This window comes from Stenomitos frigidus ULC18 (assembly GCF_003003795.1).
In the GTDB taxonomy this organism is placed as follows: Bacteria; Cyanobacteriota; Cyanobacteriia; order Leptolyngbyales; family Leptolyngbyaceae; genus Stenomitos; species Stenomitos frigidus_A.
The window spans coordinates 1-17,709 of sequence record NZ_PVWK01000147.1; the positions used below are offsets into that span (position 1 = coordinate 1).

The window sequence follows — 17,709 nt, forward strand, 5'->3', positions numbered from 1 at the left end:
GTGATCTCTAGTTTGTAAACGCCTGCCATGTCTGCTGCTTGAACCCGACAGCTACTTTATACCATCTGTAGCCTAACCTTGAGGAATTGGTATTATTTGAGCAGTTGCAGACTCAGTTTGAGCAAGCTCCAGCCCAAAGTGTAGACAGTCAAACGGAGCAGACCCGTGATCGACAAACGCAACGCAAGGTGAGTGTTTTAGACCATGTCGCTGGTCTTGATCCGCAATGGGTGGGTGTGCAACGGCTCGTTCGAGTGGAACGAGTCGGCACCAGAGCCAACCGACCCTTCAGCGAAACCATGTTTTACATCAGTTCGCTGACGCTGGATGCTGCTGAGTTTGCGCAACGCATTCGCCAACACTGGCACATTGAAAATCGTCTGCATTGGGTTAAAGATGTGGTTCTTCAAGAGGATCTGTCTCCCTTATGTGATGGTAACGCCCCAGCGAATTTCGCCATTGTCCGCACTATGGCGCTCAATCTCTTTCGGCACCATGGCTTTGACTCCATCACCCAAGGGTTACGTCGTCTCGCCCATGATATCCCGACGCTCTTTTCCTTTTTTCAATAGATCAGCCCTGCCCCTTTAGACCGCTAACGCCTTTCCCTTATAAGTCCACTGAAAGGGTTTTGCGATGCTGCGATTGAAATACTCAATGAAGTCAAGAGACCTGTTGCTTTTTAACAGGAAAAATCGCTGAAACCCTCACGCTGTGCAGGCTGTAGCCATCAGCAACAAAAAACACCTGAAAAGCCTTCTAGGACTGAATCTCACGGCTTTTTTGCCCTTATAAGGCAACAGGTCTAAGGATCCGAGTTTTTAAGTCAGCTTGACTGAGAAAATTGCCGCGTTTGAGCAACTTGCGCATTAAGATGCCAAACCAAATTTCACTTTGATTCAGCCAGGAACAATGCTTGGGGGTGAAGTGAAACACAATTTTATGACTGGGGTCCGTCAAAAACTGGGTTCTGCTAGCAATCGTCTGACATGGCGTGGGGAGATGCTCTCCACCACTCTTTGTTTGACCACCTCATCAGCAAGCTCCCACGCACTCCAATCACTGATCGGTAGTCCATAGAGTTCCGGTTTCTCGCACGCCATGGCAAATAATTTCATGCTTTGTTCCAGGCTAAAGGTGGCGGGGGTGCCGGAGCGTTCGGCATCCTGTAACCGCTCAACCACACCAACGGCTTTCTTGCTCAGCGCCAACCAGCGTTCTCGCCAGGTTCTTGCCATCTCTCGGCTCAGGCCCAGTGCTCGGGCAATTTCCCGATGGTTGCGCCCTGCATCGGCTAACAGGATGATGGATGCTCTCAAGGCAATTTGCTGAGGGGTGCTGTGACGGTTCACGATGCAAGTCTTGACGCTCACTCTCGTTTAATTGAAGGGGTTTGGGGGCGGATTTGGGCAAGCTTCTGACTCATGCAAGGGCTTGAAATAAGGGTAGCCTAACTTCCGCCTGGTTGTACTAGTGCGATCGCAGCCTTAACCCCATTAAACTTACAGCCCCCCAAACCATTCATAGCCGTAGTCTTCCCAGTAGCCTTTTTGGGGCGTCAGGTTGCTTACAAAGGTAATTTGAGTGACCCATTTACTTTGCTTGTAGCCCAGCTTAATGGGTGAGGCTAATCGCAGGGGCGCACCGTTGTCTGGTGCTAGTGGTTGTCCATTGCGTTGATAGGCCATCAACGTTTGAGGATGCACCGCCGAAGCTAGATCCCAGCTTTCGTAGTAACCATCGGCCGATTTGAAGTAGACGTAGCGAACATCGGCTTTGGGTTGTACCAGTGCCACTAAATCCCGCAGACGCACCCCATTCCATTGCACGATCGCGGCCCAGCCTTCAACGCACACATGGCGAATGGTCATGGAGGTGAGCGGCATCTTTTGCAGTTCTGGCAAGCTCAATTGCATGGGGTGGTTCACTTCACCATCGATCGTCAACCGAAAGGTAGTTGGATCGATGTTAGGCGTAGAGTCAAACGTATTGATGATCAGTTTGTCTGCTGGATCAATGGCACTCGCTGGAAACTCTGGCGCGGGTTTCTGCGAAAGCATCAATGCCTCGATCCGCTGATTCAACGGTTCCGAAAATTGACCTACCTGTTCTGCAAACAACGACGATGCACAGCCGTTTAACAGCAGGCCTGCTCCAGAGAGCCCAGACCATTGCAGTAAGTGACGACGCGAAAGAGTGCGTTTGGGAAGAATTAGGTTCATGGGGAGAGGGTGAGGCGATGGGGAGGCAGGGACTGAGGAGATAAGGTGAGAGTTTTGAGTTTTTACTGACTACTGACTACACAAACATCGATTTCACTAAACGCAGTGTGCCGACTCTAAGCGCAAGAAGTGAATGAACGAAGGTGAAGAGCAGCACGGTGGGAACGGTGATGAAGTGGATAGTGCGCAGGGTTTGCCAGTCGCCGAAGAGTGATGCAAGCCAATGCAGTTGCACGGGTTTATACATGGCAAGACCGCTGGCGATCGCGAGTACCAAAATCGGGACGATCGCCGTATACACTAACCGATGCCACGCGTAGGTTTTGCGCTTTTCATTTTGGCTGACTTGTATGGCTTTCATGTCATTGCTGCTAGCGAAGCGATGCTGCCAGCGACGGGTGATGAAGACATACAAGCCATAGCCAAGCAAATTTAAAGCATAGAGCCACATGATGGCGAAATGCCAGTCTCGGCCCTCTGCTAAGCCGTTACCAATCACGAGAAAGCTAGGGAAATGCCAGCCTTCTCGCCCGCCAAACACGGGATTGGCGTTATAGATTCGCAGTCCACTGGTCATCATTAACAGCAAACTGATGATGTTGATCCAGTGAAAGGCTTTGGCAGCGATCGCTTGACTGGGCGTTTTTAGCTTGCGTTTAGCGGAGACAGCGGCATTCATAGCAATGCGATCGATAAGGACTTAGTTTTTGTAGCGGGCGGCAAACTGCGTCTTAAGCTGCTCAAGCTTGGGCAGATCATGTACCACTACGTAGGGATAGTTCGGATTATTGGCGATGAAATTTTGATGCTCTGCTTCAGCCGCGTAGAACCCCTGCAAAGGCGCAAGTTGGGTCACGATCGGCTTGTTGAATACTTGTGCTGCCCTCAATTGCTCGATATAAGCTTGTGCAACCTGCTTCTGCTCATTGTTGGCAAAAAAGATAGCTGAGCGATATTGTGTACCCGAATCAGGACCCTGGCGATTCAACTGGGTGGGATCATGCGCGACAGCAAAGTAGACCTTGAGCAACTGTCCGTAAGAAATCTGTGCCGGATCATAGGTGATTTTTACCGACTCGGCATGTCCTGTTTGCCCAAAGCTGACTAGACCGTAATGTGCGGTTTCTGCCTTACCACCCGAAAAGCCAGAGACTACATCAGACACCCCTTTGAGATGCTCGAAAACGGCTTCTAAGCCCCAAAAACACCCCCCAGCAAAAACGGCGGTCTGCATTCCTTTGGCGTTAGTCGTTGGGATATCAGCAGCCGGATCGGGAAAAACTTTGCTTACCATCGCGGTTGAGGTATTAGCAGCAGACTGAGACAACTTGAGATAAAAAGCACCGCCCACAAACGACAGTGCAACTAGCGAAAGAATCGACAGCTTGCGTAGAGAACGGAGGACAAGGCTCGTAGTAGACGTAGACATGGGTTGTAGGCTCTATGAGGATTGAATGCTGCTGCTGGAATCGCGGTTAATGAATCGTGGTTAAAGCGGTAGAGAAGGAAGAAACGGTGCCAGCCAAAGCTGAATTTGGACATCCCAACCGAGCAGAATGGCGATCGCTGTTACGACAATCATGACACCACCCACGCGCTGCAAGGTGCCACTGTAAGAGCGAAGTTTCAGCAACCGTCGGCTGATTGTGCGTCCACCATAGGCAATTGCAAGCAGCGGCAAAGCAGCACCCAGACCATAGGTCACTAGCAGCCCGAACGCATTGATCACATCATGGTTTACTGCTGCTAGGACTAAAATGCCTCCCAGCACGGGGCCTGCACAGGGAGTCCACAGTAACCCCAGTTGAGTGCCTAGCCAAAATTCGCCAGTCAGCCCAATGCGCGGTGACTCTTTCGTCCAACGATTAGTGGGGAGATAGCTCCACAGCCGATAACTCCAGTCTGGGAAAATTGCCAGCAGTCCTAACAGCAGCAGAACGACGATCGCGACATACCGCAACACACTGGCAAGTGCTGAAAACCAACTTGCCGTAATCCCCAAGAGACTGCCAGCCAGTGCAAAACCACTCACAAGTCCAATCACTAGCGCGATCGGGCCGTATTTATGAGACTGGAGCGATCGTCCAACCAACACAGGCAAAATCGGCAAAACGCAAGGCGAAAGCACCGTGAGTACGCCGCCGAGAAAGGCAAGTCCGGTCGATAGTGTGGAAGCGGGCATTAGGGAAGGGAGTGGGGAGTAGGGAGCGCTCAGCCGAACGGAGGTGGAGAGGAAAGGGAGTAGGAAGCAACTCAAAACTCAAAACTCCTCACCTAGCCCAACAGCTTACGGATCGTTTGCTCCGTTGTATCGTATGCGCCTTCGCCGATGTGGTCATAGCGCACTAAGCCCTGACGATCGGCTAGAAAGAGGTGAGGCCAATACTCGTTGTTGTAGGCTCTCCAGGTTTTGAACTCGTTGTCGATCGGCACAGGGTAGGTAATCTGGTGCTTCTGCAACGCTTGTTTAACGTTATTTAAGTCGCGTTCAAAGGCAAACTCTGGCGTGTGAATGCCAATGACCTTGAGTCCCTTAGCAGCATATTGCTGATGCCATTGCACGATGTAGGGCAAAGTCCGCTGGCAGTTAATACAGGCAAACGTCCAAAACTGCACCAGCACGACGCTGCCTTTGAGGTTACCGACAGTTAACGGTGCAGAGTTGAGCCATTGGCTGATGCCCTGAAAGTCTGGTAAGCCCCGGCTAGCGGCGGCCAAAGCGCTACCAGTTGACGCCACTTCAGGAGCGACATTGCTTAAGGGAGACGAGTCAGAAGCAGCGATTGATGCATTGGAACCGGCCTTTCTTGAACCAACTCCCAACGCTGTTGCGGCTCCTGCACCAACAACGCCCAGGCCCAAATACAGCAGAAGTTGCCGGCGGCGATGTGAAAGTTTTTCCATTTTTACGCCCTCAAAAAACTGATGAGAAAGGTGTACGACTAGCAAGCTATCTGAGTCTTAAAACAAGCGCTGACATCAAACCAGTCGTTTCTTGGGGTACAGATTGTTAGAACGCTAAACCTGTACCCTGACAAAACAAACAGCTATGGCTTTGTAGTCGTGTCTTTTTTCATGGCGTCACCTTTCATCGCATCACCTTTGGCATCGCCTTTCATCGCGTCACCTTTGGTGGCATCACCCTTCATGGCATCGCCTTTCATCGCGTCGCCTTTCATGGCGTCACCTTTGGCGGCATCACCCTTCATGGCATCACCTTTCATCGCGCCTTCAGGGCTGCTGCTAGCGGCGGGAGCGCTGCTAGGAGATGCCTGGTTTGCGGTGGGAGTACTAGAACAGGCAGCAAGGCTAGCCATCGTCAAACCCACGATGAGACAAAGTAGTTTCGCTTTCATGATGCTTTCATCCTTGAAATAGTTGAGTTGAACAAAGGCTGCTTTTGGTTGATTAGGCAGCACTTGAGTTACGAACACAAGTGCAAATTAGATCTCGCCGTAAAGGTACTGCATCCTAAAAGAGACTGAAGCCAAAATCAGGCTTTTCCCACAATGCCCTGGCACTGGGCTGATTGCGTCTTACTTCACTTCTGCTGCTGGGAATTGAGCCACTTTCCCTTTCTTCACTGCAACAACCACATCAAAGGTGGAGCAGTAAGAAAAGGTGACATCATTCGCTTTGTTGTACAGATTAACCACATGACCCGCTCCGCCAACCTGGATGCCGATCGGTTCCAAATCGCCATAAAAGAAGCGGCGCAGTTGATCACCACCACCAATCTGACCCTTGCTTTTGGTGATTAAGGCAATTTTTTCTTGAACAGTCGGGCCTGATTGCTTCGCTTCAGCGGCATGAACAACGCCAACCAGTGAAGGATTGATCACCTTGAGCGATGCATCGCCAACCGTAACCAAACCAACCATTGCGATACCTGTAAGCAAAGAAGCTAATTTCATGAGTCACTCCTAGTGAAAATTAAATAGTGATTGCTGTGTCTGCCGTGTCTGTTGCGTGAACCGCGATCGCTTCACTGCTCAAAGCATCGCAGCCAGCACTGAAGCGGATCTGAACCGCAACAGGAACTTTCCTGAATTTATGCCAACAATGTTTTCAGCAATCACTCAGCTATTTCTCAGATTGCTGTAGCGGTGCTGGGAATAGCGGTCAGCGGTCAGCAAAACCGTATAGCTGATGGCTGATAGCTAATAGCTGATAGCTGATGGAGCGGTCAGCGGTCAGCAAAACCGTATAGCTGATAGCTGATGGCTGATAGCTGATAGCTGTGATTACTTAGAACGCAGACTAGGTGGACTGAAAGCATCGGGTGCTTTCTTGCCTGCTTCATCGAAAGGCGGCAGCAATAAGCTTTTCAGTACCCCTTCAATGCGATCGCGCTTGTCCTGTTCAGCGTTTCTGGCTTGTCCAAGGGCGGTATTAATTTGACCAAAGATGGAATTTAGTAGATCGGGTACCCCGATCGGGTTGATGGGAACAGAGAAGTAAAACGGTTGTGCTTGTGCTGGGCTGCCATCTCTAGTGCCAGGAGGCTCTCTGCGAACCGTTTCTGCATACTCCCGAAACGCCGCAGCCTGATTGATTGCAGTCGCCAGGCGTTGCTTAAATTCAACTTCAGCGAGTGCGGTGCGGGTTTGATTTGCCAGCATCACTTGCACAATCACAGCATTAATTGAAGAGGCAGCCTGATTGTAAAGCTGTCGTCCCCTTCGGTATTTGTTCCAGTCGGTTTCACTCAGACTGTCGCTGTTGCCAGTCGGTTGAAATTCTTGTTTAAAGGTTGAGATCGCACCTTCGACGCTGTAACGCGCTTGCACAAACGGTGTTAGCGGATCAGGGTTCAGCATGGGGTCAGAGTTACCGCAACTCGCTACTAAAACGGCACAGACTAGACTGACTAATCTAGCTTTGACGATCGAGGCAATCTGTATCTTGTCGTTTTTGACCACGCGGCGGCTCATGTCTCTTCCTTAACAAGCTCTGATCGACAACTCTCGCAGCGAGTGCAGCACCGCTAGAGGATGTCAACCCAGTCTCCTACGCTGACATAATACTGTTCAAGCGGCCTTCCAGAACAAAGATTGCGCTGGTTGACTAACCGATCGCCTGTAACGCTGATGCCACGATAGGGACAAGCAGACGGAAACCGCCCCTACAGCTTGAAATGTAGGTCTCCTGTCGATCGAGTGGGTCGCTGAGCCGACTGAATCACTGACTTAATCAAAGTCAGATTCGATCGGTTTATGTTGGCGCGCATACCGAAAGCGCAACAGTAAACCGAGCGTAATTTGCTTCATCACCCAATAGAAGACCGTGAGAATAGCAAAGGTAATGAAAATCACTACTAGAGGCAACTTTGCCGTTAAGTCGTCGATTGTGATCACCAGCACGTTGCCAGGGTCAGTAACCAGATCCCAACTGTTGAGACGGCGGAATCGACCCAGATAAATACCAACGGCACAAACTGCATGCACTGCCAACTCCGACCACACCACAAAGCGTCGTTGGCCCTGCCGCTTCAAGTAATGACCCTGATTAATCAAGGAGATCACGTAAGCCTCAAAACCACCGATGATTGCAGCGATGTGCAGCGGAATAAAGACCAGCGCAATAATCCAAATCGCATACCCTGCGCGGATACCACGAATCAAGTGAATAATATCGGTTAATAAATAAGGAGCATTGGGCAAAAAGGCAATGAATACGACCCATCCTAGCCACCACAACGTGGTGCGATCGTTCGTTTGTCGCCGAAAGAGCCAGAAGCTCAGCGCTAAAGGAATAAACGCTAGAAACAGATTCCAGAGAATCCAACCGCTGTAGATTCCAGAGAAGGCTCCGATCGCCTCCAAAAGTTTTGATTGCATTTCGATCACTTGGCTGAGATAGACCTACCTTGCCACAGGTTAACCTCAACTTAATCGATCGGCAAAAACTAAATGTACTGGTTAGGGCTAATCGTATCAAACGACGATCGCTCGTCACCAAAGCCTGGAAAGCGTTGCGGTTAATCAGCGTCGTTTCATCTAGTCTGCCGTTTCAACCAAGACAGTTGCTTGCTGCGGCTCGTTATCACCACGAAGGATGAGCGTGAGCAGGTTAGGCAATAACCGATCGCGTTCCATCAGCACCAGATCGCCACTAGGCAGTACATCACGCAGCATCACGAAATGCACTAAGGGCAATGAGACAGCCTTAAACTTCCCGATCGCGTGTTGTTCGATCACAAATCTAGAGGCAAGTACAAACAGGCGATCGCGCAGGTGGAACAGGGGAAACCGCCCCAAGCAGAAGTCGAGCACCGGACTGTAACCATCTCAGGCGTCTTCAGTCTGGGCGCAGCGTTTGATGGGTAGTGCTCTTACATCATTGGCAAGTCACAGCGCACAGCAAGGTTGCTTGCTGAATGATGCTCTCAAAACCATACGTTGATTTTGCAAAAGCTTTTAGCTAAGTACAGGTGCTTGTACCAGGTCTTCAAAGGTGGTTTGGCGTTCGCGATCGAGATCCTGTATTCGCTGCTCTTCCGCACAGATTTTTTTATAGTAAAACTGCCCCAGTTCAAAGGCGGTTGCACAGTCAGTTTTTTCCCAAAGGGAGATGAAATGGCGGCGACGTTTTTCGCACATCACTTTTTCCATCGATGCGACAGCGGCACGGATCACGAGTGCCGATCGCAGCACATCAATATCACCTGTTTCGTCAAGCTGAAAGAGGGCGTAGATTTTGCTCATGTCGCTAGGGAAGTCGGTGCAGCGATCTTGAAGCAGCGTCATTAAATCCAGCGAGGGATCGGCTTCGACATCGAACCCTGCTTCTTTGAGCGCCAGGATTTGTCGCCACAGGAAGCGATGGTGCGAGAGGCTGAATTCCAGGTCGCGGGCTTCCAGGGCTTCAACGATCGCCTGCCGATGCAGGGGTTTGTGCAGATACAAGCGCAGCAGTTGCCCTTCCGATTCTTCGAGCAGGTCGCGTTCGCTGCTGGTCTGCCACTTTTGCGATCGCCCATGCCATCGCTCGCCACGCACTTGCAGCCGCAGATTATCTTCTAGCTGCCGCATCAGGCGACTGTTACCCTGGCTCAATAGTTCAGCACACTTCTGGATGTAATGGGTGCGCAACATGGAGTTCGGCAGGTTGCCGAGAAGCTTGACGATCGCCTGGACGCTTTGCTGAAACTGGTCTGCCTGGTTCAGGTCGTGCCCCGCGATCGCCTGCTGAATTTGCCAATCGAGCCAGAGGGGAGAATCATCTAGCAACTGCTGGTAGGCGGCTGGCGTGTTCGTTTGCAAAAACTCATCTGGGTCTTTGCCGGTGGGAATGTTGAGGATACGCAACTGGACTTCGCCCTGGTATGCCAGCGCAGCCACTTCACCGATCGCTCGTTCGGCGGCTTGAGTGCCCGCGCGATCGGCATCAAAGTTAAACACAATGCGTTTGGATTCGGTGTAGCGCAGCAGTTGGCGTACTTGAGCGAGACTGAGCGCCGTTCCCATCGATGCGACGACGTTGGTGATGCCTGCACTGTGGAGCGCAATCACATCAAAGTAACCTTCCACAACCACTGCCTGATCTTGCTTGGCGATCGCGGCTCGTGCCTTATCCAGCGCAAAGAGAATGTTGCCTTTGTCGAACAGCTCGGTTTCGGGTGAGTTGAGGTATTTGGGCTGTTCGTCGCCCAGCGATCGTCCGCCAAAACCCACCACTCGCCCCTGGAGGTCATGAATGGGAATCATGAGGCGATCGCGGAACCGATCGTAATAGCTGCCCGTTGACCCTTTGCGTGGCACAATCAGCCCTGCTTGCTCCACCAGCTCGACGGGATAGTGCTTTTGCTCGACCAAATAGCCAAACAGGGTCTCCCAGCCAGCAGGTGCATAGCCCAACTGAAACTGCTGAATCGTCGTTGCGCTTAGCTTCCGTTGAGCCGTCAAATACTCCAGTGCGGCTTTGCCCTGGGGTTGGTTCAGCGCATGTTCAAAGAACCGTGCTGTGAGCGCGAGAATTTCGTGGAGTTGCTCTCGCACCGAAAGCTGTCGCTGGAGTTCCTGCCGCTGGGCTGGTTCCAGGGTTTGGACAGACACCTGATACCGCTTTGCTAGATCCAGTACGACTTCGCTGAAGGAGTGTTTCCCCAACTCCATCAGAAACTTGATCGCGTTGCCGCCCGCACCGCAGCTAAAGCAGTAGTAAAACTGTTTGCTGGGGCTGACCGTAAAGCTGGGCGTTTTGTCGTCGTGGAAGGGGCACAAGCCCGTAAAATCTTTCCCCAGCTTCCGCAGCACCACATGTTCAGACACGACATCCACAATGTCGGCGCGTTGGCGGACTTGTTCGATCGTGTCGGGATGGAGGCGGGGGATGTCCATTGGGGAGGGGGAGGATGTGGGGGAAATGAGATTTACTTATTGTCGCAAATTTGGTTGGGAATCCACTCAGAATCCGGGTTTCTTTTAACGGTTGCAGCAACTGGATGCTTACTCGCACGAGCAGAGGCTTGTTTGGGTTGCCTTAGAACGCCCCTGTCCTACTGGCAATGAGTCGTCAGCGATCGCCATGACTGGTGGTTAATCCGTTGATGACTCGATCAAGCACTCAATAAACTAAAGCGGCGATCAGCCTTGTAGGTGTTTTGTCTGTTAACTAGATTTTGCTTGGAAATCGGCAATACGTTCTAGTGGGAAAGTCTTCTCGACTTGGAGCTAGGTCTTCTAAAGTGTGATCCAAATTGACGACTGCCTCGGCGAAATTGATGTGATAATCTAAGCACACTTCTCAGTATTCTGCTGAAATAGGACTTGATTAATTTAGCCAGAGCATTGAGTTTGAAAGCGAATTCTGTCTGAACTAAGTACATCTGATTTTTAATCAATACCTGAGCTTCTCGCAAAGTCATCTGTATCGTTTGCCTTGACAAATGTTCAGGCTTTTTCTGCCACTGATCGTGTGTGGATGTCACTAACCCTGGCTCTGACTCAGGCAGGCTCACCGCGTGAGATGAAAAAGAGCAGGTTGGTGATAGCTCGATTACAACTGATTCAAAGTAAATGGGTATTTTCAACACAATCGGAATCACAATTTCGCACTCATTAGCAACGCCATTAGAAATAGAGTTTGTATTCATAGTGTTCCACATTTGTGTGTGAGTAAAACTCACCAGAGCTATACAGGGAAGATAGCCTGGTGAAGCCATCTGCTCAGTTATACAATGAGTGAATGAGTGAATGGTTAGATAAGAATGTCACTCATCTAACCATTTACCTGGCTGGCTAAAGATGCCAGCAAAACGCACTAAGTGCTAGATTCCTAGTATCCGTTCTTTTCTACACATTTAGGCTCTTTCTCAATTACGATCGGAGCGACATAAACGGGTACTTTCAGGATAATAGGAACACACACTTCGCAGGCACGCTTGTAGTACTTATCGTACGATTCGTGACTGTAGTCTTCTTTGTTGTATGTTTCAGTTTCGATGGTCATAAGACATTACCTTGAGTAACAATGCTCTTATCTTGCCAAGAAAATATGACAATTACTATTCCCCGTTGGGGTACTCATTTCTAAAGCTGTTGGTGTTGTGAGTTCCAGGCTCACCAATTTGAGGCTTGATCTGCACTGTTCGAGTAAAAAGCTCAGCATTTCGAGCAAAAAGCTTGGCGCTTCGAGTTGAGAACAGCGTCGTCTGAGTAAAAGGTTCGGTGATTTGAGGTTTGAACTGCGTTGTTCAAGTTCCAAATTCGGTGGTTCAAGTTCTAAACAGAATTGTCTAAGTAAAAAGCTTGGCGATTCGAGTAAAAAGCTCGGTGGTTTGAGTAAAAAGGCTGGTTGCCTAGACAACGCTCTCGTCGATCGCCTGTCCCGTCCGCGACGAAAGTGCGGGCTAGATTGGGTGGAGTCCGCTTAGGAAGACTTGGTGAGGGTTGAGTCCGTTGAAACGGACTTGATCCCATTAGCCCTGAATCTAAATTCAGGGTGGGACAGCAACGAAGCAGGCGGGTTTCAGGAGTTTTATCAGTCAAGCAGGTGCAAAGACGAAACGTTAAAGCTACAAGGACGATCGCGCACCCCATTCACTCAGCTACAGCCGCTACCACAGCCTTTTGGCTCCTTTGCTTCGACTCATTTCTCTGTACACCAACCAATTTTTGAGCTAGTTTCGAGGCAGCGATCGCAGGAAGATAGACCATGCTGACCAAGCTCTGGGCGTTTCTGAACACCGATATTCAAGATTTGAACTGGAAACAAACCGCAGAGATCACCAAAACCGGGACGGATGCCGCCAAAGCGGTGTTTGACCTGGCAAAAACGGTGAAAGAGCATCAGCCCAAGGTGGAAACGCTGAAGCCGTACATCGGGCAGATTTCCTCGTTGCTGGATGTGCTGAATGCGCCCTTTGCCCAGATTGTCAAAGACACGATTCCCTTTGCGCCGCTCGCTATCACCATTCTGAAGCTGGTGTGTGACTATACCCACAAGGAACCGTGCCTGGAGTAAACAAGCTCTAAGTGATAACGCAGCGTACTAAATGAAAATGGCAACTAAATGATTTACTGTGCTTTCAAGACTAAAACTTTACCCCAATAGGCGAGACCAACGGCAATGGTATCGTCTCGTCCAGTTGTAAGGGCGTGAATGTTAAACATTCCAGAAAATGTATGGAGGAGTGTTCCAGTCTGGAAATCCCACACTTGCACCTTGCCCGAAAAGCCACCGCGATCGCTCCCAACAAGCTTGCGACCATCTTTGCTAAAAGCAATTAAACCGACAACATCGGGTGAAGAGAACGTGCGGAGGGGTTGCCCAGTGTTTAAGACCCAGGTTTGGATCGTTTTACTGTATGTATCACTACCCGCGCAGCCTGCGATCGTTTGACTATCAGGACTAATTGAAATGAAACTTATATTCTCAGTTGTGGTCAGACTACGCTGTACTTTACCTGTTTGCAGATTCCAAATTTTGATTCGCTTATTGTCATAGCTCGTCACTAAGGTCTGCCCATCGGCGCTGATGGCAAAATCTAACAGTTTTGCAGCCTCTTCGGGCTTGACTGACAGTTCGGCAGGTGTTCGTAGTAGTTGCCCAGATATCAGGCTCCAGGTTTGAATGGTGCCATTGCTGCTAGCACCGACGATCGTTTGACCATCTGAGGTAATAGTTACGCCAAATCCTCCTTTCTGTCCTGTCTCGATTGAGTGGAGGAGCTTCCAATTACTGACATTCCAGATACGGATTGTATTGTCACCGCTGACACTCGCAAGCCTTTGTCCATCGGGGCTGAACTTTACGCCTTGAACACCGCCAGAAACATCGAGCTTCTGCAACAATTTTCCGGTCTGAAAATCCCAGATTCCGATCGTTTTGACTGAACCAGTCGCCATTGTTTTCCCGTTAGGGCTAATGGTAACGGAGTCAACACTCGAACTATCTACTGAAATAATTTGCTGCAAAGCGCTGATATTGGGCAAGTAGGAAAGCCCCTTCCAGGGTTCAACCCAACTGCCATAACGAAGATAGTAAAATGCTGGCACACCTAGAAAGAGAAGAGCTTGTAGACCAACGATTCGGAAAAGTAGCCGATATATCCACTTTTGTTGAACCGTTCGTCTCGCAGTAGACGTTCTCCCAGAGTGTTCTGTCATGACGCGACACCTTGCTTTGAGCTGCTCTTACTTTAATAGAAGACTTTGACTCTGGAAGCTTCAGTGCTGAGAACGTAGTTTCCGGTCAAGCTCTGAGCGTTAACGCTGATCAGGTCACCAGTGAAGGGAGACTTGCACGGTGGTTTGCCCACTGTCGCGATCGCTTAAACAGTGTGCCGTCTCTGCAACAAAACGCTGGAATCTCTCGGCATTGGGTGGCAGAATGGACGGTACGAATTTGAGTTGAGATACCATGACGATCCTTCCCACGCTACAGAGTGCTCTAGACAACGGACGCGCCCTCAAGATTATTAGCGGTCTGCACAATTTCGACGCCGATCGATTAACTCGTGCTCCGGGGTATGGCGATAGAGAATCGCAGCAATTTCTTGACTACAAGTTTTTAACCGCTCGATTTCTTCAGGTGTCATCGGAGAGGGTGCCTAATCTTACATCTCTATCCTGATGGACACATTGGTGCTGCCTGTGGTTGTTTTGCCTGAAATCTGCTATCTAGTTGCGTCACGATTAGGACATCAAGCAATGCGTCGTTTTGTGTCTGTCATGACACCTGATGCGGTTCAAGTTGAGTCTGTAACCACAGAGGATTTGGTCCGGGTGCATCAGATTTTGGAACAATATGCTGATAATCAGCTTGATTTTACAGATGCAGCGATCGTTGCCATAGCTGGAAGGCTGACTATCACTTGTGTTTACAAGCTTGATCGTCGAGATTTTGCGATTATTTGTCCAAGGCATTGTGATTATTTTGAGTTACTGCCTTGAGCCGCCAGCTAACAAGTCGCTGTACCGGAACGCCGACATTTGGTCGGTTGAGTTTCAAAGGTTATCCGCGTCCGGTGAGTTTGGTCGTTATGCGGAAAGTAGAGTGAAGTTTAATGGAAATTACCGACACTATCAAACCGAAAGACAGAACTGCGTGGCGAGAGTGGTTGCATAAGCACCACAAAACCCTTACGGAAATTTGGTTGTTATCTGACGATCGCCCTGAAGAGCTAACAGTAAAATACATTGACGCAGTGGAAGAAGCCATTTGTTTTGGTTGGATTGATGGTATCCAGAAGCGATTCTCAGCCTATGAGCTTGCTCAAAGATTTACACCCCGAAAGAAGCGAAGCAATTGGACGGAACTAAATAAAGAACGCGCTCGCCGCCTGATTCGGCAGGAATTAATGACCGAGGCTGGAAGAGTAACACTTCCCGATCTAAATGAGAAGTTTATTGTTGCTGAAGATATTGTGGAAGTAATTAAGGCAAAACCTGGTGCGTGGTCTAATTTTCTTGAATTTCCTGACCTGTATTGTCGGGTTCGCATCGGATATATCGAAGAAGTGCGTAAAAATCACAATGAGTTTGAGCGACGACTTCAAAACTTCGTGAATAAAACCGCAGGCAATAAAATGTTTGGGAATTGGAATGATGGAGGAAGACTTCAATGAATCAGCCTAAAATAACCTTTCGGCGCGCAAATCAAGATGATTTAGAATTTGTAGCGTATTGTAGTTACACAGCTAGCTCCCCATCACCAGGCTTCTGCTATTGAGATTCATTAATTGAGGGTTTTGGTCTAGAGACAATTAACTTTATTCGACGGACTATCAACGGGTCGAGCCTTTTGCTGATCATCAGTGGGACGATATCAAACCAGAGTTGCTAAAAACACTGCGCCAGTCGCAGGAGTGGGAAGCCAGGGACGCAAAGGTGGATATTTTTCTGCACGAGGGGTTGTGGGATGATGCCATCCAAGCCGTGCAAGCTGACACGTATTACCGCTCAGAATTAGTGCATCGCGTGATGCAAGCCGTCGTTTCTACCCATCCCGATTGGGTGATTGCAGCGGCTCGCGAACGTGCTGAGCCCATCATGGCGCAAGGGAAAGCCGATCGCTACCAGGAGTCAGTGCAATGGTTACGACAAGCAAAAGCGGCGTCTCTGCAATCGGAACAGCAATCGGTTTGGACCACGTATTTCAATCAATTGCAATCTAGCCACGCCCGTAAACGTAAACTCATGGATTTATGCAAACAATTGCGGTGATGGCAAATGGCGAAGACCTTGCCAGAGAAATGTCGTCAGTGTGCCATGCTATCGGCAGAGCAGGCACAGGCATTGCATGGAATGGACGGCGATCGCTTCTGGAATCCCTCTGCTTGTTATAGCCGTAGGTCGTATGCTAAAAACCGCGATCGCATTAACCAAACCCGCAGTCGTAAACGACAAAAAGGGACATTAGAACAGATTCCAATTGAGTTTGAACCGCTGCCTCAACTGGTGTTTGGGGTGCTGGTAGTCTATCGCCGAGCGGGTGTGGATACCCCAGTGCATGAGGTTGGGGCGGAGATCTGGCAAGGGCAAGCAAAGGTGGCGATCGTGCCTGCGATCCGCTGCGCGGGCATACTGCCCAGTCAAGTAAGCTAACTGAAGCGATCGCGCCCAAAGTCCCTCTCTTCTGTCGATCGCCCCTCTGAAAGGAAGGTAGCGGGCACACCTGAAGGATAGGGGACTCTGAATAAGATTAGCGAGAATAGAAGAGGAAACAAAAAAGGTGCACCCTGTCGGGCACACCTCAATCAATAAAACTTCTAGATTCATGCTAACGCTCAAGGAACCACTTGACTTCGATACGCCTGAGTGGCAGGATTTCTACGAAAAACTGCAAAGCAGTGTCAGCCGCGCCAGTTTGGTACTCACAGCTTGGCAAATCGGCTTGTGGGTTGCCAAAACTTTGGTAGAACACCATCTCAATCAGCAAGCCCAGCGCCCTGAGCGGTGGGAGTGTTGCGCCGCCTGTGGCAAACAGTTAGAGAGCAAAGGCTTTGTGAGTCGTCGGATACTAACGCTGGCGGGATGGGTGGAGTGGAAACGCCGGGTAGGACGCTGCCCCAATCGCTGTGTAAAAAGTCATTCAGTGCCCTTTGATGCCGTTCTTGGTATTGTGGCTTACCAACAAACCTCAATGGAACTGATGCGCTTGGGCTGTCTACTCGCCCTATTTTTGCCGTTTGAGTTAGCGGTGCAATTGTTGAAGCAATTGTGTGGAGTTTGCATCAGTGACGACACCGTATGGCAATGGGTTCAGCAGTTTGGGCGACAAGCGATGCGTCAGTTAGATCGTGAGCTAGAGGCATTGGCAAAGGGCAGTGAACCCAGCGTTGAGCCACTAGAAGCACGGTTGGACACCCTGCCGTTGGTCATTGCCGCAGATGGCGTGAGTGTGCCATTCCGTCCCTACCCTGGGTCAACCAAAGGCAAGATTCGCTTCCGGGAAGTCAAGATCGCCTTGCTCGCTCGCCTGAAACCGCATCAAACTCGAAGCGGCAAGCACGTGACTCGGTTGCATCAACGGCGATTAGTGGCAGTGCTGGGGAATATCGAGGCGCTGCAACCTCGCTTGCACCTCGAAGCGCTGCGTCAAGGCATCACCACTACCACCCAGGTGGTTTGGATCTCTGATGGCGCACGGGGGTTCTGGCGATTATTTGAGCAAAGCTTTGCAGCGGTCGCGGTCGGCATTTTGGATTTCTATCATGCCACTCAACACCTTTGGCAAGCGGCAGAAGCTTACAGTCAGACTGTTGCAGGTCGCACTCCCCAGCAATGGTTTCAGCGTTTGCGGCATCAATTGCGCCAGGGTTCTGTCCATCACATCATCAAAGAATTCAGTCACTTATTGAAGTATGCTTCCACACCTGATGCAGCGAAGCCCACCCTGAAACGGGTGCGGCAATATCTCCAGATTCACCTTCAGCACTTAAAATATCGGCAATTTAAGCAGTTAGGATCGTGGATTAAATAACCTGTAATTCTGGCTTTGCCGTGTAATTCCATTGCGGCAAGTATTCATCAAAGATAAT

At 50.0% G+C, this 17,709-nt stretch carries 23 protein-coding genes; 8 read left to right on the forward strand and 15 right to left on the reverse strand.

Annotation, left to right across the window (positions count from 1 at the left end):
* Positions 1-86 precede the first annotated feature (86 nt).
* Entirely contained in the window at positions 87-572 is a 486-nt protein-coding gene (locus C7B82_RS27220; protein WP_106260017.1) for an ISAs1 family transposase, read from the forward strand.
* 217 nt (positions 573-789) lie between these two features.
* Here the strand turns inward: C7B82_RS27220 and C7B82_RS34850 are convergent, their stop codons facing one another.
* The 13 genes from C7B82_RS34850 to dnaG form a co-directional block, all read right to left on the reverse strand.
* Complete coding sequence (locus tag C7B82_RS34850) at positions 790-936, reverse strand: hypothetical protein (protein WP_422632154.1); 147 nt, start codon at positions 934-936, stop codon at positions 790-792.
* Between the two features lie 20 nt (positions 937-956).
* The gene (locus tag C7B82_RS27230; protein ID WP_181357716.1) at positions 957-1,352 is read right to left on the reverse strand and encodes a helix-turn-helix domain-containing protein; all 396 of its coding nucleotides are present in this window, start codon (positions 1,350-1,352) and stop codon (positions 957-959) included.
* A 150-nt stretch (positions 1,353-1,502) separates the two neighbouring features.
* Positions 1,503-2,222, reverse strand: coding sequence for a molybdopterin-dependent oxidoreductase (locus tag C7B82_RS27235; RefSeq protein WP_106260020.1), 720 nt, complete (start codon positions 2,220-2,222; stop codon positions 1,503-1,505).
* A 76-nt stretch (positions 2,223-2,298) separates the two neighbouring features.
* Positions 2,299-2,901 (reverse strand): cytochrome b/b6 domain-containing protein, encoded by a 603-nt coding sequence (locus C7B82_RS27240; RefSeq protein ID WP_106260022.1) that lies wholly within the window; start codon positions 2,899-2,901, stop codon positions 2,299-2,301.
* Between the two features lie 21 nt (positions 2,902-2,922).
* Positions 2,923-3,651 (reverse strand): peptide-methionine (S)-S-oxide reductase MsrA, encoded by a 729-nt coding sequence (gene msrA, locus C7B82_RS27245; RefSeq protein WP_106260023.1) that lies wholly within the window; start codon positions 3,649-3,651, stop codon positions 2,923-2,925.
* 60 nt (positions 3,652-3,711) lie between these two features.
* Positions 3,712-4,404: a cytochrome c biogenesis CcdA family protein gene (locus tag C7B82_RS27250; protein ID WP_106260024.1), complete on the reverse strand. Its 693-nt coding sequence runs from the start codon at positions 4,402-4,404 to the stop codon at positions 3,712-3,714.
* A gap of 92 nt (positions 4,405-4,496) precedes the next feature.
* Positions 4,497-5,126 carry a thioredoxin family protein gene (locus tag C7B82_RS27255; RefSeq protein WP_106260026.1) on the reverse strand — a complete coding sequence of 210 codons (630 nt, stop codon included), beginning with the start codon at positions 5,124-5,126 and terminating at the stop codon, positions 4,497-4,499.
* A 143-nt stretch (positions 5,127-5,269) separates the two neighbouring features.
* Positions 5,270-5,578 (reverse strand): pentapeptide MXKDX repeat protein, encoded by a 309-nt coding sequence (locus tag C7B82_RS27260; RefSeq protein WP_106260046.1) that lies wholly within the window; start codon positions 5,576-5,578, stop codon positions 5,270-5,272.
* 180 nt (positions 5,579-5,758) lie between these two features.
* On the reverse strand, positions 5,759-6,136 hold the full coding sequence (locus C7B82_RS27265; RefSeq protein ID WP_106260027.1) for a hypothetical protein: 378 nt from the start codon (positions 6,134-6,136) through the stop codon (positions 5,759-5,761).
* Between the two features lie 330 nt (positions 6,137-6,466).
* Complete coding sequence (locus tag C7B82_RS27270; protein ID WP_106260029.1) at positions 6,467-7,156, reverse strand: hypothetical protein; 690 nt, start codon at positions 7,154-7,156, stop codon at positions 6,467-6,469.
* Between the two features lie 255 nt (positions 7,157-7,411).
* Complete coding sequence (locus C7B82_RS27275; protein ID WP_106260030.1) at positions 7,412-8,062, reverse strand: DUF1361 domain-containing protein; 651 nt, start codon at positions 8,060-8,062, stop codon at positions 7,412-7,414.
* Positions 8,063-8,221: 159 nt separating this feature from the next.
* Entirely contained in the window at positions 8,222-8,497 is a 276-nt protein-coding gene (locus C7B82_RS32745; protein ID WP_181357721.1) for a hypothetical protein, read from the reverse strand.
* 144 nt (positions 8,498-8,641) lie between these two features.
* Positions 8,642-10,564 (reverse strand): DNA primase, encoded by a 1,923-nt coding sequence (gene dnaG, locus C7B82_RS27285; RefSeq protein ID WP_106260032.1) that lies wholly within the window; start codon positions 10,562-10,564, stop codon positions 8,642-8,644.
* Positions 10,565-12,380: 1,816 nt separating this feature from the next.
* On the opposite strand from dnaG, the gene C7B82_RS27295 reads away from it, so the two are divergent.
* Positions 12,381-12,689 (forward strand): hypothetical protein, encoded by a 309-nt coding sequence (locus C7B82_RS27295; RefSeq protein ID WP_106260035.1) that lies wholly within the window; start codon positions 12,381-12,383, stop codon positions 12,687-12,689.
* Positions 12,690-12,742: 53 nt separating this feature from the next.
* Here the strand turns inward: C7B82_RS27295 and C7B82_RS27300 are convergent, their stop codons facing one another.
* Entirely contained in the window at positions 12,743-13,723 is a 981-nt protein-coding gene (locus C7B82_RS27300; protein WP_181357717.1) for a WD40 repeat domain-containing protein, read from the reverse strand.
* A gap of 225 nt (positions 13,724-13,948) precedes the next feature.
* Positions 13,949-14,089: a hypothetical protein gene (locus tag C7B82_RS32750; RefSeq protein ID WP_181357719.1), complete on the reverse strand. Its 141-nt coding sequence runs from the start codon at positions 14,087-14,089 to the stop codon at positions 13,949-13,951.
* Between C7B82_RS32750 and C7B82_RS34005 the strand changes: the two genes are divergently transcribed.
* The 6 genes from C7B82_RS34005 (at position 14,088) to C7B82_RS27330 (ending at position 17,651) form a co-directional block, all read left to right on the forward strand.
* The gene (locus tag C7B82_RS34005; protein ID WP_245940120.1) at positions 14,088-14,300 is read left to right on the forward strand and encodes a hypothetical protein; all 213 of its coding nucleotides are present in this window, start codon (positions 14,088-14,090) and stop codon (positions 14,298-14,300) included. The two genes, C7B82_RS32750 and C7B82_RS34005, sit on opposite strands and share 2 nt — an antisense overlap.
* Positions 14,300-14,620, forward strand: coding sequence for a type II toxin-antitoxin system VapC family toxin (locus tag C7B82_RS27310; RefSeq protein ID WP_106260038.1), 321 nt, complete (start codon positions 14,300-14,302; stop codon positions 14,618-14,620). The genes C7B82_RS34005 and C7B82_RS27310 overlap by 1 nt, the downstream gene beginning before the upstream one ends.
* Before the next feature lie 113 nt (positions 14,621-14,733).
* Complete coding sequence (locus tag C7B82_RS27315) at positions 14,734-15,294, forward strand: YdeI/OmpD-associated family protein (protein WP_106260040.1); 561 nt, start codon at positions 14,734-14,736, stop codon at positions 15,292-15,294.
* Positions 15,295-15,505: 211 nt separating this feature from the next.
* Positions 15,506-15,892 (forward strand): hypothetical protein, encoded by a 387-nt coding sequence (locus tag C7B82_RS27320; protein ID WP_106260041.1) that lies wholly within the window; start codon positions 15,506-15,508, stop codon positions 15,890-15,892.
* Positions 15,893-15,898: 6 nt separating this feature from the next.
* Positions 15,899-16,273 (forward strand): hypothetical protein, encoded by a 375-nt coding sequence (locus C7B82_RS27325; protein ID WP_106260043.1) that lies wholly within the window; start codon positions 15,899-15,901, stop codon positions 16,271-16,273.
* A 172-nt stretch (positions 16,274-16,445) separates the two neighbouring features.
* On the forward strand, positions 16,446-17,651 hold the full coding sequence (locus tag C7B82_RS27330; protein WP_106260045.1) for an ISKra4 family transposase: 1,206 nt from the start codon (positions 16,446-16,448) through the stop codon (positions 17,649-17,651).
* Positions 17,652-17,709 lie beyond the last annotated feature (58 nt).

Bases quoted from the DNA above. Each gene is read 5' to 3' on its own strand.
- C7B82_RS27235 (WP_106260020.1), bottom strand. From the start codon at position 2,222: ATGAACCTAATTCTTCCCAAACGCACTCTTTCGCGTCGTCACTTACTG.
- C7B82_RS27240 (WP_106260022.1), bottom strand. From the start codon at position 2,901: ATGAATGCCGCTGTCTCCGCTAAACGCAAGCTAAAAACGCCCAGTCAA.
- msrA (WP_106260023.1), bottom strand. From the start codon at position 3,651: ATGTCTACGTCTACTACGAGCCTTGTCCTCCGTTCTCTACGCAAGCTG.
- C7B82_RS27250 (WP_106260024.1), bottom strand. From the start codon at position 4,404: ATGCCCGCTTCCACACTATCGACCGGACTTGCCTTTCTCGGCGGCGTA.
- C7B82_RS27255 (WP_106260026.1), bottom strand. From the start codon at position 5,126: ATGGAAAAACTTTCACATCGCCGCCGGCAACTTCTGCTGTATTTGGGC.
- C7B82_RS27260 (WP_106260046.1), bottom strand. From the start codon at position 5,578: ATGAAAGCGAAACTACTTTGTCTCATCGTGGGTTTGACGATGGCTAGC.
- C7B82_RS27265 (WP_106260027.1), bottom strand. From the start codon at position 6,136: ATGAAATTAGCTTCTTTGCTTACAGGTATCGCAATGGTTGGTTTGGTT.
- C7B82_RS27270 (WP_106260029.1), bottom strand. From the start codon at position 7,156: ATGAGCCGCCGCGTGGTCAAAAACGACAAGATACAGATTGCCTCGATC.
- C7B82_RS27275 (WP_106260030.1), bottom strand. From the start codon at position 8,062: ATGCAATCAAAACTTTTGGAGGCGATCGGAGCCTTCTCTGGAATCTAC.
- dnaG (WP_106260032.1), bottom strand. From the start codon at position 10,564: ATGGACATCCCCCGCCTCCATCCCGACACGATCGAACAAGTCCGCCAA.
- C7B82_RS27295 (WP_106260035.1), top strand. From the start codon at position 12,381: ATGCTGACCAAGCTCTGGGCGTTTCTGAACACCGATATTCAAGATTTG.
- C7B82_RS34005 (WP_245940120.1), top strand. From the start codon at position 14,088: ATGACGATCCTTCCCACGCTACAGAGTGCTCTAGACAACGGACGCGCC.
- C7B82_RS32750 (WP_181357719.1), bottom strand. From the start codon at position 14,089: ATGGTATCTCAACTCAAATTCGTACCGTCCATTCTGCCACCCAATGCC.
- C7B82_RS27310 (WP_106260038.1), top strand. From the start codon at position 14,300: ATGGACACATTGGTGCTGCCTGTGGTTGTTTTGCCTGAAATCTGCTAT.
- C7B82_RS27315 (WP_106260040.1), top strand. From the start codon at position 14,734: ATGGAAATTACCGACACTATCAAACCGAAAGACAGAACTGCGTGGCGA.
- C7B82_RS27325 (WP_106260043.1), top strand. From the start codon at position 15,899: ATGGCGAAGACCTTGCCAGAGAAATGTCGTCAGTGTGCCATGCTATCG.
- C7B82_RS27330 (WP_106260045.1), top strand. From the start codon at position 16,446: ATGCTAACGCTCAAGGAACCACTTGACTTCGATACGCCTGAGTGGCAG.